This is a genomic window from Myxococcales bacterium (assembly GCA_016717005.1).
Classification (GTDB): Bacteria; Myxococcota_A; Polyangia; order Haliangiales; family Haliangiaceae; genus UBA2376.
Genome location: JADJUF010000014.1, coordinates 247,285 through 272,293, shown reverse-complemented (window position 1 = coordinate 272,293; position 25,009 = coordinate 247,285). Strand labels below are relative to the sequence as shown.

22 protein-coding genes, 3 tRNA genes and 1 pseudogene are annotated in these 25,009 nt (G+C 73.7%); 10 read left to right on the top strand and 16 right to left on the bottom strand.

The genetic code is table 11. The annotated features are described in order from the left end of the window. Nucleotides 1–116 precede the first annotated feature (116 nt). The 3 genes from IPL61_15205 to IPL61_15195 all read left to right on the top strand — a co-directional run bounded on the left by IPL61_15205 (nt 117) and on the right by IPL61_15195 (nt 2,812). Nucleotides 117–2,183, top strand: coding sequence for a HEAT repeat domain-containing protein (locus IPL61_15205; protein MBK9032632.1), 2,067 nt, complete (start codon nt 117–119; stop codon nt 2,181–2,183). 113 nt (nt 2,184–2,296) lie between these two features. Then, nucleotides 2,297–2,369 (top strand) — tRNA-His (locus IPL61_15200). 77 nt (nt 2,370–2,446) lie between these two features. Next, a complete protein-coding gene (locus IPL61_15195; GenBank protein ID MBK9032631.1) occupies nt 2,447–2,812 on the top strand; it encodes a translation initiation factor in 366 nt (121 codons plus the stop codon). Between the two features lie 228 nt (nt 2,813–3,040). On the opposite strand, the gene IPL61_15190 is transcribed toward IPL61_15195, so the two are convergent. From IPL61_15190 to IPL61_15170, 5 genes are all read right to left on the bottom strand, one after another. Beyond that, nucleotides 3,041–3,114, bottom strand: a tRNA-Arg gene (locus IPL61_15190). Between the two features lie 14 nt (nt 3,115–3,128). Then, nucleotides 3,129–3,202: transfer RNA gene (locus IPL61_15185), tRNA-Pro, on the bottom strand. Between the two features lie 74 nt (nt 3,203–3,276). Then, nucleotides 3,277–3,909: an RdgB/HAM1 family non-canonical purine NTP pyrophosphatase gene (gene rdgB / locus IPL61_15180; GenBank protein ID MBK9032630.1), complete on the bottom strand. Its 633-nt coding sequence runs from the start codon at nt 3,907–3,909 to the stop codon at nt 3,277–3,279. Next, nucleotides 3,909–4,610, bottom strand: a complete 702-nt coding sequence (gene rph, locus IPL61_15175; protein MBK9032629.1) for a ribonuclease PH — start codon at nt 4,608–4,610, stop codon at nt 3,909–3,911. The genes rdgB and rph overlap by 1 nt, the downstream gene beginning before the upstream one ends. Nucleotides 4,611–4,620: 10 nt before the next feature. Next, nucleotides 4,621–5,379, bottom strand: coding sequence for an N-acetylmuramoyl-L-alanine amidase (locus IPL61_15170; GenBank protein MBK9032628.1), 759 nt, complete (start codon nt 5,377–5,379; stop codon nt 4,621–4,623). A 92-nt stretch (nt 5,380–5,471) separates the two neighbouring features. Between IPL61_15170 and IPL61_15165 the strand changes: the two genes are divergently transcribed. From IPL61_15165 to IPL61_15155, 3 genes are all read left to right on the top strand, one after another. Further along, entirely contained in the window at nt 5,472–7,157 is a 1,686-nt protein-coding gene (locus IPL61_15165; protein MBK9032627.1) for a hypothetical protein, read from the top strand. A 98-nt stretch (nt 7,158–7,255) separates the two neighbouring features. Continuing rightward, on the top strand, nt 7,256–8,644 hold the full coding sequence (locus IPL61_15160; GenBank protein MBK9032626.1) for a M20/M25/M40 family metallo-hydrolase: 1,389 nt from the start codon (nt 7,256–7,258) through the stop codon (nt 8,642–8,644). After that, nucleotides 8,641–9,210 (top strand): YdcF family protein, encoded by a 570-nt coding sequence (locus tag IPL61_15155; protein ID MBK9032625.1) that lies wholly within the window; start codon nt 8,641–8,643, stop codon nt 9,208–9,210. The genes IPL61_15160 and IPL61_15155 overlap by 4 nt, the downstream gene beginning before the upstream one ends. A 346-nt stretch (nt 9,211–9,556) precedes the next feature. Here IPL61_15155 and IPL61_15150 read toward each other — a convergent pair. After that, nucleotides 9,557–10,114, bottom strand: a pseudogene (locus IPL61_15150) (OmpA family protein). Nucleotides 10,115–11,041: 927 nt separating this feature from the next. On the opposite strand from IPL61_15150, the gene IPL61_15145 reads away from it, so the two are divergent. Further along, complete coding sequence (locus IPL61_15145; GenBank protein MBK9032624.1) at nt 11,042–12,757, top strand: metallophosphoesterase; 1,716 nt, start codon at nt 11,042–11,044, stop codon at nt 12,755–12,757. Between the two features lie 66 nt (nt 12,758–12,823). On the opposite strand, the gene IPL61_15140 is transcribed toward IPL61_15145, so the two are convergent. The 5 genes from IPL61_15140 to IPL61_15120 all read right to left on the bottom strand — a co-directional run bounded on the left by IPL61_15140 (nt 12,824) and on the right by IPL61_15120 (nt 17,413). After that, nucleotides 12,824–13,135 carry a PaaI family thioesterase gene (locus IPL61_15140; protein MBK9032623.1) on the bottom strand — a complete coding sequence of 104 codons (312 nt, stop codon included), beginning with the start codon at nt 13,133–13,135 and terminating at the stop codon, nt 12,824–12,826. A gap of 125 nt (nt 13,136–13,260) precedes the next feature. Continuing rightward, a complete protein-coding gene (locus IPL61_15135; protein MBK9032622.1) occupies nt 13,261–13,749 on the bottom strand; it encodes a PaaI family thioesterase in 489 nt (162 codons plus the stop codon). Next, a complete protein-coding gene (locus tag IPL61_15130) occupies nt 13,746–15,896 on the bottom strand; it encodes a sulfatase-like hydrolase/transferase (GenBank protein MBK9032621.1) in 2,151 nt (716 codons plus the stop codon). The genes IPL61_15135 and IPL61_15130 overlap by 4 nt, the downstream gene beginning before the upstream one ends. A 61-nt stretch (nt 15,897–15,957) precedes the next feature. Further along, nucleotides 15,958–16,797: a DUF3108 domain-containing protein gene (locus IPL61_15125; GenBank protein MBK9032620.1), complete on the bottom strand. Its 840-nt coding sequence runs from the start codon at nt 16,795–16,797 to the stop codon at nt 15,958–15,960. Between the two features lie 70 nt (nt 16,798–16,867). Then, nucleotides 16,868–17,413: a hypothetical protein gene (locus IPL61_15120; protein MBK9032619.1), complete on the bottom strand. Its 546-nt coding sequence runs from the start codon at nt 17,411–17,413 to the stop codon at nt 16,868–16,870. A 127-nt stretch (nt 17,414–17,540) separates the two neighbouring features. Here IPL61_15120 and IPL61_15115 point away from each other — a divergent pair, with 127 nt between their 5' ends. Beyond that, entirely contained in the window at nt 17,541–18,416 is an 876-nt protein-coding gene (locus tag IPL61_15115) for a thioredoxin domain-containing protein (protein MBK9032618.1), read from the top strand. Between the two features lie 385 nt (nt 18,417–18,801). On the opposite strand, the gene IPL61_15110 is transcribed toward IPL61_15115, so the two are convergent. Continuing rightward, nucleotides 18,802–19,533, bottom strand: a complete 732-nt coding sequence (locus IPL61_15110; GenBank protein MBK9032617.1) for a hypothetical protein — start codon at nt 19,531–19,533, stop codon at nt 18,802–18,804. A gap of 133 nt (nt 19,534–19,666) precedes the next feature. Here IPL61_15110 and IPL61_15105 point away from each other — a divergent pair, with 133 nt between their 5' ends. After that, nucleotides 19,667–20,119, top strand: coding sequence for an NUDIX hydrolase (locus IPL61_15105; protein ID MBK9032616.1), 453 nt, complete (start codon nt 19,667–19,669; stop codon nt 20,117–20,119). Nucleotides 20,120–20,557: 438 nt separating this feature from the next. After that, entirely contained in the window at nt 20,558–21,661 is a 1,104-nt protein-coding gene (locus tag IPL61_15100) for a prephenate dehydrogenase/arogenate dehydrogenase family protein (protein MBK9032615.1), read from the top strand. Here the strand turns inward: IPL61_15100 and IPL61_15095 are convergent. The 4 genes from IPL61_15095 to IPL61_15080 form a co-directional block, all read right to left on the bottom strand. Further along, on the bottom strand, nt 21,637–22,980 hold the full coding sequence (locus IPL61_15095) for a hypothetical protein (protein ID MBK9032614.1): 1,344 nt from the start codon (nt 22,978–22,980) through the stop codon (nt 21,637–21,639). The genes IPL61_15100 and IPL61_15095 overlap by 25 nt on opposite strands. Nucleotides 22,981–23,039: 59 nt before the next feature. Next, a complete protein-coding gene (locus IPL61_15090; protein ID MBK9032613.1) occupies nt 23,040–23,990 on the bottom strand; it encodes an isopenicillin N synthase family oxygenase in 951 nt (316 codons plus the stop codon). A gap of 280 nt (nt 23,991–24,270) precedes the next feature. Next, nucleotides 24,271–24,789 (bottom strand): asparaginase, encoded by a 519-nt coding sequence (locus IPL61_15085; protein ID MBK9032612.1) that lies wholly within the window; start codon nt 24,787–24,789, stop codon nt 24,271–24,273. Between the two features lie 10 nt (nt 24,790–24,799). Further along, nucleotides 24,800–25,003, bottom strand: coding sequence for a SlyX family protein (locus tag IPL61_15080; protein MBK9032611.1), 204 nt, complete (start codon nt 25,001–25,003; stop codon nt 24,800–24,802). Nucleotides 25,004–25,009 lie beyond the last annotated feature (6 nt).

The window sequence follows — 25,009 nt, the reverse complement described above, 5'->3', positions numbered from 1 at the left end:
AAAGCCCGTTCGTCGGATGTCCTCCGGCAGCGGGCTTTCTGCCAAAAGGCCCCGTCCCCCCGCCGCTCCGTTCGGCCGTTTCGTTATAGTGCCGACGCCCTCGAAAGGACCGTCCGATGACCCTGTGGATCCGACACCTGAAGCTCTCTCGGTGCGCCGTCCTGATGCTGGCGGTGCTGGTCACGGCGACGCTGACCGGGTGCCCCGACGACCCGTTCAACCCCAAGACCTGGACCAAGAAGCTCGGTGACCCGAAGGAGGTCGAGCGCGCGGTGACCGAGCTCGAGCGGCTCGGCGAGCCCAGCGCGATCCCGGCGCTCGGCAAGGCCTGGGAGAAGCAGGGGCGGCCCGAGCGCATCCTGCAGGTCATCATCGACCTGTCGAAGCCGCTGACCGAGGCCGAGGCCAAGGCCCAGTACAAGTACAACAGCAAGGCCCGGCCGGCGAGCTGGGACAAGTCGTTGCCGATCCTGGTCAAGGCGATCGACGACGTCGACGCCGCCAACCCGCGCTCGGTCGAGAGCGCGCGCCTCGCGGCCGAGGCCCTCGGCGAGGCCAAGCTCGACGAGGCGCTCGACTCGCTGATCAAGGCCGCGACGTCGAGCGAGGCCAAGGCCGTGCGCGGCCAGGCCATCCTGTCGCTCGGCGTGCTCGGCAAGGACGGCGCGGTGCCGACCCTGGCCAACATCCTGCGCGAGGAGTTCGATCCGCAGAACCCGGCGATGCACGGCGCGGCCATCATCGCGCTCGGCAAGATCAAGAGCCCGCTGGCGGTGCCGGTGCTGATCGAGGTGATGTACCGGCTGCCGTTCTTCTTCAAGCAGGTGCGGCGCTCGCTGGTCGCGTCGGGCCCCGCGGTGCCGGAGCGCATCAAGGCCGCCCTCGAGGGCACCGACAGCGACCTCAACACGCTGTTCAAGGACAAGAAGCTCGACATGTACTGTGGCGACGTCGGCCAGGAGCAGCTGCCGCTCTCGCAGTGCGTGCCGGTCTCGGCGATGGACTACTACGCGGCGATCATCGCCGGTGACCTCTACGACCCGACGCTGGTCCCGTCGCTGCTCAAGGCCCTGGCCCGCGAGCCCAAGCCGGCCTACCTGGTCCAGAAGAACCCGGGGCCGCCGGCCCAGAACGGGGTGCTCGACGCGCTCCGCAAGATCGGGTCGTCGGCCGCGGCGCAGCCGGTGCTCGACCTGGCGATGACGACCAAGGACGCGAACCTCAAGCCGATGGCGCTGGGCGTGTACTCGTTCGTGTCCAAGGACGGCAGCGAGAAGACCGGCACCACCACCGGCCTCGACGCGCTGGGCGCGATCGTCAAGAACCCGGGCGACTTCACCACGCGCCTGGAGGCCGCGACCTCGTACGCGCGCCTGGCCCGGACCGCCGACCGCCTGGGGATCCTCAAGGAGCAGGTCAAGCAGTTCACCGAGGGCGCACAGAAGGCGCGGGCGGCGGCCGACGGCGCACCCAAGGCCGCGCTCGCGGCCGCGCAGGCGCCCTACGACGCCGCGCGGGCCGAGCTCAAGGCCGCCAAGGACGCCGTGGCGCGGGCCGGCGGCGAGAAGAAGCTCGAGGAGGCGATCAAGAAGGGCAACGCGCCGGTCGAGATCCTCACCCGCCTGACCGCCGCGACCAACGCGCTCGACAAGGTCGAGCCGGCCTACGACGAGGCCAAGGCCGACTTCATGGAGGCCGACAGCAAGGCCAAGAACTACCTCGCGTCGCAGCGGGTGTTCGAGACCCACATCGCCCGGGTCGAGATCGCGATGCGCTGCGGCGACAAGGTCGAGTGCTACGGCGCGACGCTCGACGCCAAGTGGGAGGACGTGAAGCCGAAGCTGGACCCGTACATCAGCGGCCTCGCGCAGTTCAAGCAGGACGAGAAGGACGAGATCCTGGCGGCGCAGATCGAGCGCGCGATGCTCGAGCTGGGCAAGATGGGGCCGGCGGCGGCGAGCCAGACCGACAAGCTGCTCGAGGCGGCCAAGAGCACCGACCGCATCATCCGCCAGAGCGTGCAGCTGGCCCTGCCCAAGATCGCCGGCAAGGACTGCAAGGACTGCGGCGCCAAGCTCGACGAGGCGATCGCCGCGGGCGAGGGCAAGACCACCCTGGGCGACCTCAACTACGAGACCACGGTGCTGCGCAGCTACTGGGGCGAGGCGCCGTCGGCGGAGTGAGCGACCGGCTCGGCGGCTCGACGCCGGGCTCGATCCCAGGGATCAACCCAGGCGAACCCTGGGGTTTGGGCATAGACGTCGCCCAGATTTTCGGCTAGAAAGCCGACCACGTGGTGGATGTAGCTCAATCGGTAGAGCACCAGATTGTGGTTCTGGGTGTCGTGGGTTCGATCCCCATCATCCACCCCCGCTAGCCCCTCGGGGCACGCCGCACGGCGCCGCAAGGCGCCGTCGGCGTTTTCGGTCGATCGACCGATGCTACGATGATGGTCATCATGTCGGGCAAGAACGACCCCGGGTTCGGCGCCCTGGCCGGGCTGCGTGACCTCCTCCCGTCGGCGCCCGCGGCGCCCGCCGCGCCGACCGCGCCCGCCGCCGTCGCCAAGGGCCCGGCCCGCGCGGTGGTCCGGCTCGAGCGCAAGGGCCGTGGCGGCAAGGAGGCCACCATCGTCGAGAAGCTCGGGCTGGCCCCGGACGAGCTGGCGCGGTGGTGCAAGGAGCTCAAGAGCGCGCTCGGCTGCGGCGGCGTGGTCGAGGGCGACGCGATCGTGCTGCAGGGCGACCTGCGCAGCCGGCTCGAGGCGGTGCTGATCCGCCGCGGGGTCCGCAAGGTCACGATCAGCGGCTGAGCCGACGACGCGCGCGGCGCGCCCGCGCGGACGCCGCCTGCGGGCTCGGGCGGCGGTGCTGAGCCGGCGCGGGGGCCGCAAGGTCACGATCAGCGGCTGAGCCGACGACGCGCGCGGCGCGCCCGCGCGGACGCCGCCTGCGGGCTCGGGCGGCGGTGCTGAGCCGGCGCGGGGGCCGCAAGGTCACGATCAGCGGCTGAGCCGACGCGCCTGAGCCGACGCGCGCGGCGCGCCCAAGAGGACTCGAACCTCTGACCCTCGGCTTAGAAGGCCGATGCTCTATCCAGCTGAGCTATGGGCGCGTTGCAGAGTCTCGTCGGGGTGAGAGGATTTGAACCTCCGGCTCCCTGCTCCCAAAACAGGTGCGCTACCAGGCTGCGCTACACCCCGGATCGCTGTCGCGAACGATCGAAGGAGTACCCGCTACCGGACCGGCGCGCAAGGCCTGTCGCGGTGACGACGGGTCAGCGCCGGAGCGCGAGGTAGGCGCGCAGGCTGGGCAGGAGCGTCGCCAGCGCGCGGGCGCGGTGCGAGACGTGGCCCTTGGGGCCGACCCCGGCCTCGGCGAAGGTCTGGTCGAGCTCGGGGCAGAAGAACAGCGGATCGTAGCCGAAACCGCCGGCGCCGCGGGGCGCGTCGAGGATGACGCCGCGGACGGTGCCCTCGGCGGTCATGACGCCGTCGGCGAGCACGCCGGCCGGATCGGCGACCACCAGCGCGCACCGGAACTGCGCGGTGCGGCGCTCGGGCGGCACGCCGGCCAGCGCGGCCAGGAGCTTGGCGTTGTTGGCGTCGTCGTCGCCGTGGCCGCCGGCGTAGCGGGCCGAGTACACGCCGGGCGCGCCGCCGAGCGCGTCGACCTCGAGGCCGCTGTCGTCGGCCAGCGCCGGCCAGCCGGTCGCGGCCGCGACCTCGCGCGCCTTCTTCTCGGCGTTGCCGACGAACGTCGGCGCGTCCTCGATCGTGTCCGGCAGCTCGTAGCCGAGCCGGGTCGCGGCCTCGGCCAGATCGATGACCTCGACGCCGAGGCCGTCGAACATGGCCCGCAGCTCGTAGAGCTTGCCGCGGTTGCGGGTGGCGACCACCAGCGGGCGCATCAGCCCACCGCCGCGCGCTGGGCCGCGGTCAGCGTCCGGATGCCGACCTCGGCCACGTCGAGCATGGCCGTCAGCTGGGCGCGCGTGAACGCGGCGCCCTCGGCGGTGCCCTGGACCTCGATCAGCTTGCCGTCCTCGGTCATGACCACGTTCATGTCGACGTCGGCGCGGGAGTCCTCGACGTAGGGCAGGTCGAGCACGACCGCGCCATCGACGATCCCGACCGAGACCGCGGCCACCGGCGGGCGCAGCGCCGACAGATCGGCCAGGACCCCGCGCGCGACCAGCGTGCGCAGCGCCAGCGCGACCGCGACCCAGGCGCCGGTGATCGAGGTGACGCGGGTGCCGCCGTCGGCGCACAGCACGTCGCAGTCGACCGCGAGCGTGCGCTCGCCCAGCTTGTCGAGATCGACCGCGGCCCGCAGCGCCCGCCCGATCAGCCGCTGGATCTCCTTGCCGCGGCCGCCGGGATCGCGCTTGGTCCGGGTGTGGGTCGAGCGCGGCAGCATCGCGTACTCGGCGGTGAGCCAGCCGGTGCCCTTGCCGGCGAGGAACGGCGGCACGCCCTTCTCGACCGAGGCGGCGCACAGCACCCAGGTGTCGCCGAGCTTGACCAGGGCCGAGCCCTCGGCGTGCTTCTGGTAGCCGGTGATGATCTCGAGCGAGCGGAGTTGATCGTGGCGTCGGCCGTCGGGGCGCATGGCCCGGACCCTACCGCGAAATCGCCGACGGCAGGCACGCGGCCGCGATCGCACGCGCGAGGGCGTCGGCGATCGCGGCCTGGGTCGCGGGCTCGGCCAGCTCGTGGCCCTCGATCGGGTGGTCGATGAAGCCGATCTCGACCAGCACCGCCGGCATGGTCGCGCCGAGCAGCACGTGGTGCGCGTCCTGCCGCACGCCGCGATCGCCGTCGGCGCCGCGCACCGCGCGCAGCTCGCGCTGGACCGCCGCCGCGAGGTCGGCCGCCTCCCACTGCGCGGCGCCGCGCTCGACGTCGTCGAGGACCAGCGCGGTGGCCGCGTCGACCGTCCGCGGCGTGCCGCTCTCGCTGCGCAGGGCGCGGCCGTCGACGTCGACGCCGGCGGCGGTGAGCACGAAGGTCTCGTAGCCGCGCTGCACCCGCTCGGGGGAGGCGTTGGCGTGGATCGACACGAACACGTCGGCGGCCCGCTGGTTGGCGAGCGCGACCCGCTGGCGCAGCGTCAGCGTCGCGTCGCGATCGCGCGTCAGCAGCACGTCGATGCCGGCGGCGGCGAGCCGGTCGCGGACCTGGCGGGCGACGCTCAGCGTGAGCTGCTTCTCGAACAGGCCGGTGACCGCGCCGGCGGCGCCGGGGTTGGAGCCGCCGTGGCCGGCGTCGAGCACGACCAGCGGTCGCGCGTGCGGAGGCGTCGCCGCGGCGTCGGCGCCGGCCGCGGTCGCGGACACCGCGATCGTCAGGGCTACCAGGAGCGCGCGGTGGACCTGCATGAAATGTAGGATATGGTATCCGATGTAGTCGACGCCAGAAACCTCCGACGGCTTGACGCAAATACGCCAAGACGCTACGGTTTTTTCCCCTGATGGATGCGCTCAGCCAGACACGCCGGGCGATGGAGCGGACCCTGCTCCTCGCTGTGTCGGTCGAGGCGCTCGTCGGCCGGGTGATCGTGAAGGGGCTGGAGAAGAAGCCCCAGATCATCAAGGGCGTGCCCGAGAAGGTGGTGCCGCCGGGCTGGTACGTCGCGCTCGACTACCTCGCGCTGTTCCTCCTCTACTTCGTGACGGTCGTCGGGGTGCTGACGCTGGTCGTCGGACGGCTCGAGGCCCGGGCCCGGTGGAGCCGCGCGAGCAACGTCGAGCGGGCCATGGTGACGATCATGGGCGTGTTCACGCTGGCGCTCGCGGCGGCGGTGGCGGGCGGGGCGACCAACCATGGCGGTCCGCCCTGGCTGGTGGTCGGCGCGCTGGCGGGGGTGGCGTTGACCGCGATGATGTGGACCTGGCTGCAGCGCCCGGGGCTGTCGGTCGCCGCGGGCGTCACGATGATCGCCGCGCCGGTGCTGGTCTACGCGGGCTTCGCGCTGCTGACCCAGCACCTGTGGACCGAGAACGAGATCTTCGTCGGCGAGGCCAAGGCCGGCTTCGGCTCGATGACGCGGCTGGCGCTCACGATCGCGGCCGTGGCCTCGCCGTACTTGCTGGCGCCGCGGCCGTTCACCCGCTCGCTGGTGCAGGTGCCGCCGGTGATCGCGGCGGTGGTGGTCGCGACCGCCGGGGCCATCATGCTGAAGGTCGACTACCTGGCGGCGATCGGCGCGATCAACCGAGGGCTCGGGCTCGCGCTCGACCCGCGCGCGGTGAGCGAGTGGATCGCGTTCTACCTGCTCGCGTTCACGACGATCGTCTGGACCGCGGTCGCGTGCCTGACCGCGCCCACGCCCGCGCGGCGTCGGCTCGGCGTCGGCATGGCGCTGGTCGTGCTCGCCGGCCTCGGCTTCCCGTGGCCGATGAACTTCGCGGTCGCGGCGGTCGGCCTCCTGGCGATGGCCGACGCGTCGACGGACGCCGAGCGCGAGGAGCAGCGGGTGTTCCGCCCGGCGACGCCCGTGGTCGACGACGAGCGCTGGCAGGCCTTCGTCGGGCAGCTCGTCAACGCGCTGCGCGCCGACGGCGGTGACGCCAGCGCGGTGTCGGTGCGCGGCGACCACGGTCGGATCGCCACGGTGGTCCTGGCCGAGCGCCACGCCGTGCCGGTGCGCCTGTCGATCACGCGGGTCGACGGCTGTGTGGTGACCGTCGACCTGGTGTGCGGTCGCGAGGTCACCAGCGCGCCCCGCTGGACCGCGCTGGCGCGCCCGCACGGCCAGCACCCCGAGCCGCCCGCCGCGGGGGCGACGTTCACGCTCGACCTGCCGTCCTTCGACGCGGCGTTCCGGTGCCGCGGCCACCGCGACGAGCTGCTGGTGGCGCTCGACGCCGACGCGCAGACCGCGCTGGGCGCCGGGTTCGATGGCTGGCTGGCCGGGTGGCCCGGTGCGGGGGTCCGGCACCGCGTCCACCCGGGCCACGGCGCGCCGCTCGATCTGCTGCTGCCGCTGTCGGAGCTGGCCGGCCGCGCGGCGCTGGCGCCGACGGCGAGCGGGCCGCTGCTGGCGCGCATCGAGCTGTGCGCCGGGATGGCGGCGCGGCTCGGGGCCGGCGCCGAGCCGACCGTGCTGGCCGACGCGGACGCCGAGCCGGACGCCGAGCCGGACGCGGCGTCGTGAGCGCGCGGCGGTGGATCGCGCTGCTCGGGCTGGTGGCGTGCGGCGGTCCGCACGTGGCGCCGGTGGTCGCGCCATCGGTCGCGCCCGACGCTGCGCCGGTGGTCGCGCCCGCGCCGGCGCCGACGCCCGCGCCGACGCCCGCGCCGACGCCGATCGCCGACGCCTACCGCGCGGTGGCCGAGCAGATCATCGCGCACGCCCGGGCGGATCGCGGCGCCTACGCCAAGCTCGCGCACCTGACCGATCGGATCGGTCACCGGCTGGCGGGCTCGAAGGCGCTCGACCAGGCGATCGCGTGGGCGGCCGACGCGCTGCGCGCCGACGGCCACACCGCGACGACCGAGCCGGTGATGGTCCCGAACTGGCGGCGCGGCGCCGAGGCCGCGCGGATCGTCGCGCCGATCGCGCGCGATCTGGTGGTGCTGGGCCTGGGCGGATCGGTCGGGACCCCGCGCGGCGGGATCTCCGCGCCGGTGGTGGTCGTGCATGGTTGGGACGAGCTGGGCGCCCGCGCCGCCGAGGTGAAGGGCGCGATCGTCCTGTACGACGTCGCGATGCCGACCTGGACCGCGGCCACCGGCTCCGGCTACGGCGACGTCGTGCCGTTCCGGGGCGCCGGCGCCAGCGCGGCCGCCCGGCTGGGCGCGGTCGCGGTGTTGATGCGGAGCGTGACGGCGCACAGCCTGCGCAGCCCCCACACCGGCGCGATGCGCTACGCCGACGGTGTCGCGCGGATCCCGGCGGCGGCGGTCACCACCGAGGACGCCGATCTGATCGCCCGGCTCGCCGCGACCGGGCCGGTGCGGGTGACGTTGACGATGGGCGCCCAGCTCCTCCCCGACGCGCCCTCGGCCAACGTGATCGGCGAGCTGCGCGGGCGCGAGCGCCCCGACGAGATCGTGCTGATCGGCGCCCACCTCGACTCGTGGGACGTCGGGCAGGGCGCCCACGACGACGGCGCGGGGGTCGTGCACGTCATGCAGGCGCTGACCACGCTGCGCGCGCTGGGCCTGACGCCGCGCCGGACCGTGCGCGTGGTGCTGTTCACCAACGAGGAGAACGGCCTGCGCGGCGGCCGCGGCTACGCCCAGGCCCACGCCGCCGATCACCACGTCGCCGCGCTCGAGAGCGACAGCGGCGGGTTCGCGCCGCGCGGCTTCCGCGTCGACGCCCACGACGATCTGGCGCTGCGGGCCCGGCTGGCCGAGGCGGTCGGCCTGCTGGCGCCGCTCGGCGCGACCGCGGTCGAGGACGACGGGGCCGAGGCCGACGTGTCGCCGCTGGTCGACGCCGGCGTGCTCGGCCTGGGCCTGGCGGTCGACGGCCGCACCTACTTCGACATCCACCACACCTGGGCCGACACGCTCGACAAGGTCGATCCGCAGGCGCTCGCCGACGGCGTCGCCGCGATCGCGGTCCTGGCCTACGTGCTCGCCGACGTCGACCCGGCGCTGGTGCCGGCGCCGCCGCCGACCCCGGCGCCGTGATCCGGCGGGCGCTGGCGCAGGCGCTGACCCGGCCGCTGGCGCTGGGCGAGGCGATCGGCGCCGGCCCGTTCGAGCGCCGCGACGCGATCGTCGTCCTCGGCGCGCCGCTCACGCCCGATCAGCGCCCGAGCGCGGTCCTGGCCGAGCGCCTGGCGGTGGCCCTGACGCTGTGGCGCGGCGGCGCCGCCGGGCTGATCGTGGTCACCGGCGGCGCGACCCGCGGCGGCGCCCGGGCCGAGGCCGACGCGATGGCGAGCGCGCTGCGCGGGGCCAAGGTCGACGCCGCTGCGATCGCGATCGAGGGTCGCGCGCGCTCCACCGCCGACAACGCCCGGCTGGTCCGCGCGCTGGCGCCCGAGGTCCGCACGATCTGGCTGGCGACCCAGCGGTTCCACACCCGGCGCGCGACGCGGCTGTTCCGTGCGCATGGCTTCGACGTGCGCGCGGCGTACCCGGCGGCGGGGCTCGAGGCCAGCGATCCCGGGCGCGCGCTGCGGTGGGCCGCGCGCGAGTACGCCGCCTGGGTGCTGGCGCTGCTGCCTGATCCGCGGGCGCGTCGCCGCTGACCCGGGTCAGGGCAGGTCGGTCGCGGGCGCGGCCGGCTGGGTCGACGGGGCGGCCGGCTGGGTCGACGGGGCGGCCGGCTGGGTCGACGGGGCGGCCGGCTGGGTCGACGGGGCGGCCGGCTGGGTCGACGGGGCGGCCGGCTGGGTCGACGGGGCGGCCGGCCACCGCTGCCGGCTGGGTCGACGGGGCGGCCGGCTGGGTCGCGGGCGGCTGGGTCGCGGGCTGGGTCGCGGGCGGCTGGGTCGAGGGCTGGGTCGACGGTGCGGGTGCGCTGGGCTGAGACCCAGGTGTCGGCGACGTCACCGTCCCGCTCTGGTCCTGGATCAGGATGTGGAACTCGATCCGGCGGTTCTCGGCGCGGCCCTTGTTGGTCTTGTTCGACGCCCGCGGGACGTCGGGGCCGTGGCCCACCGTCTCGATGCGATCGGCGGCGATGCCCTGATCGACCAGGTACCACTTCACCGCGTCGGCGCGCTTCTGCGACAGGGCCAGGTTGCGGTCGCGCGCGCCCCTTGTCGTCGGTGTGGCCCTCGACCCGGATCCGGATCGCGGCGTACTCGCGCAGGATCTTGGCGGCGGCGTTGAGCGTCTTCTTCGACGTCGGCCGGATGCGCGCCTTCGCGAAGTCGAACGTGATGCCGGCGATGACGCCGGTGTACTGCTTGACGACCTTGGGCACCTCGTCGGGGCAGCCGTCGTCGTCGTCGAAGCCGTTGTAGGTCTCGGGCTCGTCCGGGCACACGTCCGAGGCGTCGGGCTTGCCGTCGCCGTCGTTGTCGAGATCGGGGCAGCCGTCGGCGTCCTGGAACCGATCGAAGTCCTCGGCCGCCTGCGGGCAGGCGTCCTGGGACCCGACCAGGCCGTCGCCGTCGTCGTCGATCTCGGGGCAGCCGTCGTCGTCATCGACCCCGTTCATGTTCTCTGGATCGTCGACGCACTGATCGTCGGGGTCGAGGATGCCGTCGCCGTCGCGGTCGGCCACGTCGGGGCAGCCGTCGCGGTCGCGGAAGCCGTTGACCGTCTCGGGCTCGGTCGGGCAGTCGTCGTCGGGGTCGAGGATGCCGTCGCCGTCGGTGTCGGGCGGCGGGCGGCGGGGGCCGGCCTTGCCGGGCGCGAGGTCCCACCCGGTCGTCACGCCGAAGTGGATCTCGAAGGTCGAGACCACGTCATCGACGCGGCCGGCGGTCAGGCCGTGGCGCAGATCGACGCGGCCGTCGAGCTGGTCGGTCAGGCGCCACGACACGCCCGGGCCCCAGTAGAACGCGGCGTCGGTGTCGTCGGCCATGAACGGCGAGCCGGTCAGGACGCTCTCGCCACCGAAGCCGACGACGAGGTGGGGGACCAGCAGGTGGCCGGTGCGCAGCCGGGCGATCGCGTGGACGCGCCAGCCGAGCACCGGGGCCGCGTAGCTGTCGCGGCCGCCCTCGTCCGACGCGCCGGTCGAGGCCAGCGCCAGCTTGCCCTCGGCCTCGACCCCGAGCTGGGGATCGTAGCTGGAGCTCGGCAACAGATCGGGCAACGCGATGAACCCGACCCGTCCGCCGAGGAGGATCGCGGTGCCGGGCACCTGCTCGGACGCCCAGGAGTTGCCGAGCTCGATGTCGTCGCCGAAGTAGTCGAGGCCGAGGAACCCCCCGACCTCGATCCGCCGGGGCGGGTCGGCGGCGGCGGGGGCGGCGAGCAAGGCAAGGGCCGCGAGGGGTGGGGCGGCGGATCGGGCGCGGGGCACGGGCCCAGAGCATATCGCAGGCGGCGGGCGCCTGCGCGGTCCGGCGCCGGGGGTTGCATCGCGCCAGCCGCAGCGGCAAGCTCCGCGGGGCGGACCCAGTGATGCTCCAGTTCAGCACCGATCCCGACGTCGCCGAGCAGCAGATGAACGCCATCATCTTCTACCTGACGGCGTTCGGGTACATCGACGGCGACTTCGATCAGACCGAGAAGACGTTCGTCAAGATCTACATCCGCCAGCTGGTCGCGGCGCGCGCCAAGGCGTCGATGCCGACCGCGACCGCCGCCGAGCGGACCGAGGTCACGAACCGCTTCGTCGCGCACTTCCACGAGGTGTTCGAGCAGATCGACGCCCAGGTGCGGGCGCTGTTCGAGGAGGCGGTCGCCGACGCCGAGCGGCCCGAAGAGTTCGTCTACGCCAAGCTCAAGCTGCGCTGCTACGAGATCTTCCACACGTTCGAGCCCGCCAACCGGGCCGAGCTGCTGTCGACGATCGACGACCTGATCTACGCCGACGGCAGCGTCCACCCGGCCGAGGCCAAGTTCCGCGACGAGCTCGAGGCGCTGTTGCACGCGCCGGTGCGGGTCCACGCCCCGGCCCGGCCCTCGGTGGAGACCGACGACGAGCCGACCGAGCTCGCGCCGCTGGTCGAGATCGATCTGCCGCTGGCGATCGCGTCCCGGCTCGAGGACCACCCGTTCTTCCAGAAGTTCGAGCAGCACTACTCGGCCGATCCCGAGACGCTGCGGCGCCAGTCCGACGCCGACCTCCGGCTCATGCGCAACGTCACCGCCAAGCTGGCCGAGCAGCGGGCCGCCGGCGCCGGCAAGCTGATCCACGCCCAGTCGGTCGCGGACCTGGCCGGGCAGGCGCCGTTCCTCGACGGCCACACCTACGTGCACCCGGTCGGCGACGGCGAGCGGTTCGAGCTGACGGTGCTCGGCGATCTCCACGGCTGCTACTCGTGCCTCAAGGGCGCGCTGATGCAGGCCGACTTCTTCGCCAAGGTCGACGCCTGGAAGAAGGACCCGACCCGGCCCAACCCCAAGCTGGTCCTGCTCGGCGACTACATCGATCGCGGCCGGTTCTCGTACAATGGGATCCTGCGCACGGTCATGCAGATGTTCCTGGCCGCGCCCGACCACGTCTACATGCTGCGCGGCAACCACGAGTACTACATCGAGTACAAGGGCCGCATCTACGGCGGGGTCAAGCCGGCCGAGGCGATCAACACGCTCGTCGGCCACATGCCCGGCGAGATGTTCGAGGCCTACATGCACTTCTTCGATGAGCTGCCCAACGTGCTGCTCTTCGACCGCACGATGTTCGTCCACGCCGGCATCCCGCGCGATCAGGCGATCGACGATCGCTTCTCGGATCTGGCGTCGCTCAACGACCCCGAGCTGCGGTTCCAGATGCTCTGGAGCGACCCGTCGTCGACCGACTACATCCCCGACGATCTCCAGGCCGCGAACGCGCGGTTCCCGTTCGGCCGGCTGCAGTTCGAGAAGTTCATGCGCCGGCTCGGCTGCACGATGCTGGTGCGCGGCCACGAGAAGATCGACGAGGGCTTCCGCGAGGTCTACCCCGGCAACCCGATCACGCTGCTCAACCTGTTCTCGGCCGGCGGCGCCGACAACGACGATCTGCCCGACACCTCGAGCTACCGCTCGGTCACGCCGATGGCGGCGACGATCCACGTCGGGGCCGGCACCGCGCGCGTGGTGCCCTGGGAGATCGACTACAAGCCCTGGAACGACCCCGCGCGCAACAAGTTCTTCGCGACCGCGCCCGAGATCGAGCACAAGGTCGGCTGAGCTCCAGCGGGTTGTGCCCGGGGGCGCGTCGCGGGGGGTCGGTCGGCCGCCCGCGCGCGGCGGCCGTCACGCCTCGCGCTTGATCAGGAAGTGCGCGGTGGCGGTCGCCACCAGCTGCGCGCGATCGTCCTGCCAGGCCTCGACCCGGACCGCGGCCACGCGCCGGCCCAGGCGGGTGACGATGCCGCGGGCGCTGGTGTCGCGGGGGCCCGCCGAGCGCAGGTAGTCGACGGTGATCGTGATCGTCTTGGGCAGGAGCGCGGTCTCGGCCGCCCACAGGAGCGAGAACACCGCCGCCGACTCGAGCAGCGCCCCGAGGGTGCCGCCGTGCAGCGCCGGCAGCGCCGGGTTGCCGATCAGGTGCGGCGCGTAGCGCATCGTCGTGATCAGCTCGTCGCCGTCGAGCCGCGCGGTCAGGCCCAGGAACTGCGCGTACGGGATCGCGGCCAGGAGCGGCGCGGGATCGCCGGCGGCGCGCGCGGCCTCGATGAACGCCAGCGTGGTCACGCGCCACCGCCGCGCGGCGCCACGGTCCCGAGCTTGGTCGCGATCATGAAGGTGCCGGCGCCGGTCGCGATCGGCGTCTCGCCCTCGGCGTGGAACGCCAGCGCCCGCACGAACGCGACGTTCTTGCTCATGTGGTGGCAGGTGGCCTCGGCCAGGACGTCGCGCCCGGGCTCGGCCGGGCGCAGGTAGTCGATGCGCAGGTCGAGCGTGGCGATCGGCTGCAGCTGCGCCAGCGACGCGAACACCGCCGCGCCGCTGCACGCGTCGACCAGCGCGGTGATCGCGCCGCCGTGGAGGACGCCGGTCACCGGGTTGCCGACGAGGTCGGCCCGGTACGGCAGGCGGAAGCGCGCGGTGCGATCGCCCATGGCCTCGATCACGATGCCGAGCGCGTGGTTGTGGGGGACGTTGTCCGCGAAGGCGCGGGCCAGCGCCAGGCGGCGATCGCGCTTGCGCGCGGCCGCGTCGTCGGCCGGATCGGTCATCGCGCCGATGGTAGCGCGGCCGCGGCCAGCGGGTTGCCCGGGGCCAGGGCCGCCAGCGTGCCCCAGGTGACGGCGTGCCAGGCGGCGCGGTGGGCCAGGTACAGCCCCGCGGCGTCGCGCAGGTAGCGCAGCGCGAGCGGGGCGTCGGCGGCGCGGTCGTGGTCCTCGTCGGCGTCGGCCGCGACGTCGTAGAGGTGCTGCGTGCCGTCGTAGTCGACGACGAGGTGCCAGCGCCCGGCCCGCAGCGCGTAGCTCCGGCCGTACTCGCTCGCGACGATCGTCGGCAGCGCGGTGGCGCCGCCGGTGAGCGGCACCAGGCTCTGGCCCTGCATGCGCGGATCGGCCGGCAGGCCCAGGAGCGCGAGCACGGTCGGGGCCAGATCGAGGTTCGACGTCGGCGTGGCGACCCGGCCGGGCGCGACCCCGCCGATCACGATCAGCGGCGTCGCCACGAGCTCGCGGTTGAGGCTGTAGGCGTGGCCGGCGCGGCCGCCGCGCTCGCCCTGGCCCTCGCCGTGATCCGACGCGACGATGACCGCGGTGCGCTCGAGCAGGCCGGCGGTGCGCAGGCCGTCCTCGAGCGCGCCGAAGCACTGATCGAAGTGCGTGACCTCGCCGTCGTAGAGCGCGCGCAGGCGCTGCCAGTCGTCGGCGGTCAGCCGCATCGACTTGATGCGCCCGAGGTGGGCGCCGGTCACCCGCTTCGCGAACGGGCGCGGCCACGGCCCGGGCCAGTAGCGCTCGGTCACGCCCTCGTGGAAGCGGTAGGCGACGTGAGGCTCGATCGGCAAGAGCGACACGAAGAACCGGCGGCCGGCGGCGTGGGCGGCGGTGGCGTGGGCGAGCGCCTGGGCGACGATCGGCGCGCAGTCCTTGCCGTGGGCGTAGTACGGCGTCTCGAAGCTGGCCCAGCGGCCGACCTGCTTGAACCGGCTCATCGCGAAGTCGTTGTTGCCGACGTAGTGGGTCGAGAACCCGGCCGCGGTCAGGATCGCCGCCAGGAACGGCGCGTCGGCGGCGAGCGTGCCGTCGTCGCCGGCGATGCCGTGGACCCGCGGGATCTGGCCGGTGTGGATCGTGGCGTGGGACGGGGGCGACGACGGCGCCATCGATTGGTTGCGCAGGAACACCGCGCCGCGCTCGGCGGCCTCGGTCAGGCGCGGGGTCTCGACCCGGGTGGCGCCGTAGGCGGTCAGGCGATCGGCGCGCAGGGTGTCGACGACGACCAGCACGACGTTGTCGACGGGCGGCGGCGGCGCCGGCGGCGCGGGCGGCGCGACCACGCCGATCGCCAGGCCGTCCCAGCGGGCGCAGCCGACGTCGGCGGTGAGGTCGAGCCGGACCACGCGATCGGGCGCCGCGGGCAGCGCGACCGGCGTCGCCAGGCCGGCGGCGGGGCCGGCGTAGACCTCGGTGGTCGCGCCGGCCTCGTCGGTGACGGTGACCTGGATCGGCCCGGCGTCGGTCGTCGCGCCCGCCAGGTGCGCGCCGCGCGGCAGCTCGGTGTAGAGCGCGATCCGGCGCCAGGTGTCGGGCGCGGGGCACGGCGTCGTGTCGGCCGGCGCGATCTCGAGGCTGTGCCAGCGGGCGCCGCTGCCCTCGACGGTGACGACGTGCTCCCCGGGGCCGAGCCCGGCGGCGGGCAGCGCGAACACGGCGCCGGTGTCGGCGGCGGAGGTCGGCGTGAGGCGGCGGCCGTCGAGCGCGAGCCGGGCCTTGGTCAGCCCGCGGCCGCGGACGATCACCTCGCCGGCGGCGGTGGGCTCGGTCCACGGGAACGTCAGCGCGGCCTTGCCGCGGGCGGTCCGGTACGCGTCGTCGCCGGCGCCGCGGGCCGCGCTCCACGGGGATCGGTACGTGAGGTCGTACTTGCGCAGGCCCTCGCCAGCGATCGGGATCACCAGGCCGCGCTGGTAGACGTGCCAGCGCGGGCGGTTGGCATCGAGATCCAGGCGCGGCGCGGCCGCCAGGCGCGGCGGCGGTGCGGGCGCGGCCGGCGCGTCGGGCGCGTCGGTCGTCGCGGCCCCGCCCGCGGCCGGGTGGAGCGCCCGCGGCTCGGTCGGCGTCGGCGGCGGCGTCGCGCCGTGGCTGCCGCAGGCGGCGGCGACGACGAGCGAGGTGGCGAACGAGGTGCGCGCGCGGCCCATGGTCGGGTGGTGCCACGCCGGGGCCGCCCGCGCATCTTTTCGGCCCAGGTCAGCCGTGGCGTTACTCCGCGCGATAGTCGACCAGCTCCATGCGGATGTCGCCGTAGTCGGTGTGCGCGACCAGGCGCACCGGCACCCGGTCGGCGTCGTCGGAGATCCACATCGAGAACCGGCGCCGATCCGAGGCCGGGTCGACGCTGCCGTCGCGCAGGATCCGGACGCCCTCGCCGTCGTAGCGGACCGCCTGCAGGTCGCCGATCGAGGTGGTGACGCCCTCGTGGGCGGCGATGACGAAGTCGACCCGCCAGGCCGTGCGGCTGCGCATCACGTCGACGGTGGTGCGGGTGCCGATGTCGGCGTCCCAGCCGCGCACGAACACCAGCATCGACGGCACGTCGTAGACCTCGTGCAGGACCACCTGCTCGGCGTCGACCGGCTGGCCGTCGCGCAGCACCTTCACCAGGAACTTGCCGGGCGCGTAGCGGACGTCGGTCTCCTCGACCGCGTCGCTCTTGGCCGAGGCCATCTCCTTGGCCTGGAACGCCACCGGCTTGCCGGTCGCGGGATCGATCCAGGTCGCGAGGGTGTCGTCGACCTTGTGGAACAACGTGAGCAGCGGCGAGCTGACCGCGTGGGTCTGGACCGGGATGGTGGTCTGCCCGTCGAGCTGCGCCATCGCGCCGACGGTCACGGTGAACTCGGCCACGTCGAGGCCGTGCAGGCTGATCCGGTAGATCATCTGCTCGCCCGGGTTGGCCACCACCTCGGGCGGGGCCGCGCCGAGCGGCCCGGAGTCGGTCCCGCTCCCGCCGCCGCCGGGATCCGGCGCCGCGACCGGGGCTGACGACGAGCCGCACGCGGCGGCGAAGATCACAGAGCAAGCGAGCGCGATGCGGACCACGCGCGCAGCGTATCATCGGTTCCTCGCCCCGGCCCGCTGGCGCGATCGCCGCGCGGCGCCGTGCGCGCGGTCACGGGCAGCCGTGGACCGAGCACACCCCGCGGTCCGAGCAGCCGTGGACGTTGCAGGCGCCGACCGGGCTGTCCCAGCAGCCGTGGACGTTGCAGCCGCCGAGGTGGCGCCAGCAGCCGTGGACGTTGCAGCCGCCGCCCGCGTCCCAGCAGCCGTGGACGTTGCAGCCCCCGGGGCCGTCGGGGTCGTAGCCGAGCACGGCCGGCAGCTCGTCCTCGGGGACGCACACGGTCCGGGCGCGGACCCGGCCGCTCGGGCAGCCGTGGACCGAGCACGCGCCGACGTCGGTGCAGCCGTGGACGCTGCAGCTGCCGCGCGGGCCGTTCCAGCAGCCGAAGGTGTTGCAGCCCCCGCCGTTCTTCCAGCAACCGAAACCGTTGCACCCGGCGTCGCCGGCCACCTTCCAGCAGGCCTCGCCGTCGACGAAGCGGATCTCCTTGAGCGAGCGGGGCAGCGGCACGCCGGGGCGCGCGGCGGCGAGGCCGAGGGCGGCGGCGACGACGGCGACCGCGACCGCGGCGGCGAGGACCAGGCGCGAGGGCATGCCGGGAATACGCACGAGCGGCGCCCCTGTTCTGCCGGGACCTGGTCGCGGTCCTGACAGCGACTAACCACCCGGGCCGGGTTCGGATCGGCTCGACAAGCGAAACGACAAGTGTAGTATGCCCGCCATGCGCAAGGTCCTCCTCTCGATCACCGCCGCGGCTCTGCTCCTCGGCTGCCAGCAAGACAAGAAAGATCCGGCCTGGAACAACGGTGCCCGGCCGCAAGGCGCCGCGGCCCGCGGCCCGGTCAGCGGCCCGGTCAGCGGCGACGCCGAGGCCCGCATCGCGCGCCTGGAGAAGAAGCTCGACAAGATCTCGGCCTTCCTCAAGCAGGCGGTCCCGCCCGAGCTCGACACCAACCAGACCTACGCGGTGCCGATCGAGCCCAACGATCCCGTGATCGGCGCCAAGGACGCGAAGGTCACGATCGTCGAGGCCTACGAGTTCCTGTGCCCGTACTGCGCGATGATCGCCCCGACCATGGAGCAGCTCCTGGCGGCGTACCCGAACGACGTGCGCATCGTCTCGAAGTACATGCTCATCCACGGCGCCCCGGCGGCGCCCGCGGGCCTCGCGATGTGCGCGGCCGGCAAGCAGGGCAAGCAGGGCGAGATGCAGAAGGCGCTGTGGGGCAAGATCTGGCCGCAGGGCCCGGGCAACGCCAACCGCGACCAGGCCACCCCCGAGGCGATCGCGCAGCACGCGACCGAGCTCGGCCTCAACGTCGAGCAGTTCAAGACCGACATGAACGGCCCCGAGTGCCAGGCCTGGATGCAGCAGAGCGGTCGCACCCTGCAGCAGTTCGGCGTCGGCGGCACGCCGTCGTTCTTCATCAACGGCAAGCCGGCCAAGGCCGGCGACCTGGCCTCGTTCAAGGCCCTGGTCGACGAGGAGCTCAAGACCGCGACCAACAGCGGCATCCCGGCCGGCGAGTACTACGACAAGGCCATCATCGCCAAGGGCGCGAAGAAGGCCGTCATGATCTCTCCGTTCGACGACTGATCCGCGACGTGATCCGCGACGGTGGCGCGCTGCGCCGCTCGATCGCACGACGGAGGCGGGACGGGGACCAGGCGAGGCCCGAGCGGCGCGCGCACACCGCCGACCTCGCGCCGGGCGAGGCGCCCTGTGCGGCCGCGACCGCGGCCCACGGCGGGCGCGCGTCGCCGACCTCGCGCGGGCGACCCGCCTGGGCTGTCAGCGCGACCGCCACGGCGGGGCGCCGACCTGGCGCGGGGCGAGCCTACGCAGTCCGCGCGACCGGTCCCGACGGCGGGCGCGCGTCGCCGAGCTCGCGCTGGGCGACGTACCCCCCGGTGCCGCGCCCGACGCGGACGGTGGGCGGGGTGCGCGCCCGACGCCGGCGGCGAGGGCGCCGCGGCCTACGTCACTGGCAGCTGACGTCGCCGAACGTGAACGTGACCGTGCCGGGCACGCTGAAGGTGCAGCCGCCCGGTACCAGGACCGGGTTCGTGATGCTGTCGACCGCGCTGAACGTGGCCGCGGTGAGCGTGCCGGAGAACCCGGGCTGCTGGCCGGTGGCGGTGTCCTCGAGGCAGATCTTGGTGAACGTCAGCGTGCCGGCGGTCGCGTAGTAGGCCGCGGCCGGCAGCATCGAGGCAGTGTCGATGTCGTAGCCGAACGCGGCGAACGGCGGCGTGCCGAGGTTGGCCCCGCTGAGCGTGTTCGGCGTGTTCACGGCGACGTCGGCGGTGACCCGGCCGACCACGAGCAGGTCGATCGTCGCGCCGAGGTACGGACCGATCCCGAGCGTCGCGCCCGGCAGCAGGCCGGCGTTGATCTGGGGCATGAAGAACGTCGGGCTGGCCGGGATCGTGAGCCCGGCCGCGCAGCCGCACGCGCTGTTCGTGCACACCTGGCCGCCGCTGCACGCGGTCATGCAGTCACCGCAGAACGCCTCGCTGCTGGTGACGTTGACGCAGTCGGTGCCGCACATCATGTTGGGCGGCGCGCACACCGGCGGCGCGGCGTCGATCGCGGCGTCGATCGGGGCGTCGATCGCGGCGTCGACCACGACCACCTGGTCGTCGCCGCCACCACCGCAGGCGGCGAGGGCGCCGGCGCAGACCAGGACGAGAGCATTCGTACGAGAAACCATGTGGCACTCCGATCGGGCCGGCCCAGCCGGCGTAGGTGAGGTCCCTGACCGGGCGGGATTGACGCACAGCCCGGTGCGCTGGGCAAGCCTGACCCCTGGCCAAGCCGGCTCGGTTGCGATACACGGATCGACCATGGCGCGGACGCCCACGCCGACCTGGTACTTCGCTCTGGCGGTGGTGCGCCTGGGGCATCGGTTCCTGCTGACCCAGGAGCGCAAGTACGGCGCGAGCTGGTCGATCCCGGGCGGGCGGGTCGAGCCGGGCGAGACCATGACGGCGGCCGCGGTCCGCGAGTGCGTCGAGGAGACCGACGTCCCGGTGCGGCTCGACGGGATCTACCGGATCGAGCACGCCGCCAACGGCGCGACCTCGCGGGTGCGGGTGATCTTCGCCGCCAGCCCGTGCGACGACACGCCGCCCAAGTCGGTGGCCGACGACGAGTCGCTCAAGGCCGCGTGGCTGACCCTCGAGGAGATCGCCGAGCTGCCGCTGCGCGGGGCCGATCTGCGGCGGCTGCTCGAGAGCGTGGCCGACGGGCTGCCGGTGGTCCCGCTCGACGTGCTGGGCGACGAGCTGTCGATCTGAGGCGGGCGCGGACGGCGCTGGCGGCCGTCGCCGGCCTCGGGGGCGCGTCGACCGCGCCGGTGTTCGCGCGGTCGTAGTACCTCGCCACAGGGAATCTGATCGGTTGAGGACGCCGATCCATCGCCGATCGCTGCGTTGCAACTCCTCGAGTTCCAACGAGGAGCCCGTCGTCGTTGCGCCTTGCGCTCGGCGCGCCACGGCGCCCGCAACCAATCATCTCCCCTGTGGCGCGGTACTAGTGCTCCGACCGGGTGATTGTGATCCGTCCACGGCGTCGAGGCGCCCCAAGGGCGAGGCGCAACGACGAAGGGCTACTGCCTGTAACTCGAGGAGTTGGAACGAAGCCCATGGGGATGGATCGGCGGTGTGGCGGGTTCAGAATCATCCGGTCGGAGCACTAGCGCCGGGCCGGTCGGTGGCGCGGGTACACTGCCGGCCATGACCACGAGCCTCGACGAGCTGCGGGCCGAGCTGGCGGCGATCGATCGCGACCTGCTGATCGCGGTGGCGCGGCGGCAGGAGCTGGCCCAGCAGATCGGGCGCATCAAGCAGGCCGCCGGCGTGCCGGTGCGCGACTTCCGGCAGGAGCGCGACGTGCTCGAGCGGGCCCGGGCCGCGGCCGCGGGCCTGGGGCTGGCGCCGGCCCTGGGCGAGGAGCTGATGCTGACGTTGATCCGCGCGTCGCTGACCGCCCAGGAGCGCGATCGCGTGGCCTCGACCGGGACCGGCACCGGCGGCGGGCGGCGGGTGCTGGTGATCGGCGGCGCCGGGCGGATCGGCCGCTGGTTCGCGCGGTTCCTCGCGGCCCAGGGCTACGCGGTCGACATCGCCGATCCGGCCGGCGCCGTCGACGGCTTCCCGTGCGTCGCCGACTGGCGCACGCTGACGCTCGACCACGAGGTCATCATCGTCGCGGCGCCGATGCCGGCGACCGCGGCGATCCTGCACGAGCTGGCGGCGGCGCCGCCGCCGGGGGTGGTGTTCGACGTCGGCTCGCTCAAGAGCCCGCTGCGGGCCGGCCTCAAGGCGCTGGCCGCGGCCGGCGGGCGCGTCACCTCGGTCCACCCGATGTTCGGCCCCGACACCGAGCTGCTCAGCGGCCGCCACGTGATCTTCATCGACGTCGGCGATCCGGCCGCGACCGCGGTCGCGCGCGAGCTGTTCGCGTCGACGATGGCCACGGTCGTCGAGATGGATCTCGAGAGCCACGACCGGCTGATCGCGTACGTGCTCGGCCTGTCGCACGCGCTCAACATCGCGTTCTTCACCGCGCTGGCCGAGAGCGGCGAGGCCGCGCCCCGGCTGGCGACGTTGTCGTCGACGACGTTCGACGCCCAGCTCCGGGTCGCGGGCGCGGTCGCGGCCGAGAACCCCGATCTGTACTTCGAGATCCAGCACCTCAACGACTACGGCACCGAGTCGCTGTCGGCGCTGCTGTACGCGATCGAGCGGCTGCGCTCGGTGGTGCGCGCCGGCGACGAGGCCGGCTTCCGCGCGCTGATGGAGCGCGGCCGCGCCTACCTCGACACGCGGCCGCGCTGACCCGGGCGGCGCCGGCGCAGCAGCAGCCCGAGCGCGACCAGCGCGATCTCGGCGCCGGGGCCCCGGCCGGTCGAGCAGCAGCTCTTGCCGCCGCCGCCGTCGGACGCCGCGTCGATGCCGGCGTCGACCGCGCCGCACGCGAGCTCGGTCGAGGTGATGCCGAGGTTCTCCTTGAGGCCGCACCACAGGAGGTCCTCGCAGTCGGCGCGCTGGGTCGTGCCGGCGGGGCACCGCAGCGGCCCGGCGATCTCGGCGAAGGTCAGGGCCGGGGCCCACGGGCCGGCCGCGTCGGCGGTCGACACGTGCAAGGTCGCGCCGTCGGGCGGCAGGTTGTTGGTGCACAGCCACAGCTGGCCGCCCGGGCGCTCGCCGAGGCACCAGGCGTCGAACATGACGCCGGCGATCGGCGCGAAGGTCTGGCCGGCGTCGGTCGAGCGGAACAGGCCCGACGACGGCGTCGCCGCGACCACCTCGCCGCCGGCGCGCACGACCACGCCGGTGATGCGGTCGTTGACCTCGAGCACCTTGGTCCAGGTCGGGCCGCCGACGGCGCTCGTGCCGAAGTCGGCGGTGCGGTAGAGCGCCTCGGTCAAGGTCGCGGCCGCGCTGGTGACGCGCACGAACACCAGGTCGGGGTCGTCGCCGGCGATGGCCTCGAGCCGCAGGTCGGAGGCGTCGGTGGTGGTGAACGCGGTGGTCGGCAGCTCGTCCCAGGTCCCGCCGCCGTCGCGCGAGCGGAAGATCACGCGCTCGCGCGGCTGGCCCGCGGCCATGCGGTACCCGGTCACCGCCAGCCGCTGGGCGTCGCCGGGCGCCGCCTCGATCGTGCTCCACCAGTCGCCGTCCGCGCCGACCAGCGTGGTCGGCGTGAACGTGACGCCGTCGTCGACGCTCTTGTAGATCGCGCTGCCGAGGGTGGCGTCGGAGGTCCCGGCCCAGATCGCGCCGTCGCGGTCGATCGCGATCGCCGAGACCTGGGTCGAGCCGACGGCGCCGGCCGGCGGCGCCCACACGCAGCCGTCGCGGTTGACGCGCAGGCCGCGGTAGGTCGTCGCGAAGATCGCGCCCGACGCCGACAGCTCGTAGTCGGGGTCGTACGTGCCCTCGAACCCGATCGCGCTCTCGCACGCCCAGCGCCACGACGCGCCGTCGTCGTGGGTCACCAGCGCGCCGAAGGTCATGCCGAGCACCGCGGTCTCGGGGTGGCCTGGCTGGAACACCACCTTGATCGAGCGCGGGAACCGGCCGTTGGCGTGGGCGGCGCCCGCGGGCGCGCCGAGGACGGCGATCGCAGCCAGGAGCCCGAGGGCGCAGCGCATGGGCCGACGGTAGCGCACCGGCGCGGTCCGCGCGCGGTCCGACGTCGTCGCGGCGGCCGTCACCCGAGCCCGATCTCGGCGAGGCGCTGGATCAGGTAGGCCCCGGCGTCGAGGCTGGGGTAGCGGGCCGCGCCGCCGGTGCGGGCGACGGCCGACGCCATCGGCGTCAGATCGACCGACTTGCGCGGGTGGATGAAGCACGGCATCGAGTAGCGATCGCTCGCGGCGTCGCGCGGGTTGACGACGCGGTGGGTGGTCGACTTGTAGAGCCCGTTGGTCACGTTCTGCAGCATGTCGCCCGAGTCGACGACGATGTGATCGAACGACACGTGGACCGGCATCCAGGTGCCGTCGCGGCGCAGGAGCTCGAGGCCCTCGGACGTCGCGCCCGACAGCAGCGTGATCAGGTTGATGTCCTCGTGGGCGGCCGAGCGCACGGCCCCGGCCGGCGCGTCGATCGTCGGCGGGTAGTAGATCACCCGCACGATCGTGTCGCTGTCGTCGGCCATCGCCGCGAAGGTCGAGGCCGGCTCGTCGAGGTACAGCGCCGCGGCCTCGAGGCAGATGCGCCCGAGCTGGTCGAGCGCGCGGTAGAGCGCGGTCATGACCGGGCGGAACCCGGCGACGTCGTCGTCGGGCCACAGGTTGGGGCCGAACGGCTGGTGGACCTCGTGCGTGTCGGGGACGTCGACCCGGCCGACCTGCCAGAACTCCTTGAGGTCGGCGGCCTGGGCGTCCTTGGCGTGCTCGGTGCCGAACCCGGTGTAGCCGCGCTGGCCCTTGGCGCCGGCGCGGTGGTACGCGGCCTTCGTGGCCGGCGGCAGCGCGAAGAACTCGCGCGCGGTGTCGTAGGCGAGCTGGGTGTCCTCGGCGGGGACGCCGTGGTTGGCCAGCGCGAAGAAGCCGATGTCCGCCAGCGACTCGCCGACCCCGCGCACGAACCGGGCCCGGGCCGCGTCGTCGCCCTGCCAGTCATGGACGTCGACGATCGGGATCGAGGTGGCGGTCATGGTCGGGGAAATATCACGCGCGCCGGTGCACCGTCACGAGCGCCAGACCGCCACGCGATCCCGATCCCGATCCCGATCTTGGCTCTGGTCCCGACCCCGATCCCGGCTCCCGATTCCGATCCCGATTCCGATTTGGATCCCGACCTCGATCCCGACCCGGGTACCCGATCCCGATCCTGATCCGATCCCGATCCGGGTCCCGACCCGATCCCGATCCCGATCCGGGTACCGATCCCGATCCCGACCCGGGCCCGGACCCCGATCCCGACCCCGATGGGGTCTACGGCCCGGGGGCGAGCTTGGTGAACGTGCCGGCCTGGCGATCCTTGACGACGCCCGGGAACGCCAGCACCTGGTTGTGCATCGAGACGTAGACCCCGGGCGGCAGGAGCTGCACCGCGAGCAGCGCCTCGGTCAGGTTCTGGAGCGCGTCGGTCGAGCGCAGCGCGTACGGGCGCATCGCGCCGGTGAACACCACCGGGGACCGGGGCGTGCCGAACAGCTCGACCAGCTTCTCGCCCGAGTGCTGCAGGCGGTCGGTGCCGTGGACCACGATCACGCCGTCGGTGGCCCGGGCCATGCTCTCGGCGGTCTCGGCGATCAGCGTGTGGTCCTCGGGGACCATCTCGAGGCTGTCCTTGTTCATCAGCTGGACCCGCCGGACCTCGACGCCGCGCAGCTCGAGCGACGCCAGCATGACGTCGAGGACCGAGATCCGGTTGGCGAGCACCCCCGACAGCTCGTCGTAGGTCTTCTCGATCGTGCCGCCGGTGGAGATGAGGGCGATGCGTTTCTTCATGCTCTGAAGCTCAATAGTGCGGCGGCGGCTCGTTGGCGGGGCCGATCATCGGGCCGGCGAGGGTGCTCTCGCGCAGCTCGCGCAGCTCCTTCTCGAGGTTCGCGACCCGATCGTGGAGGGCGCGCACGACCTCGTCGAGCGCGGCCACGAGGCGATCCTGGTAGGCCAGGCGGATCTCGAGTTCAGTGACGGTGTCGGCGAGCGACTCGGTCATGCGGCG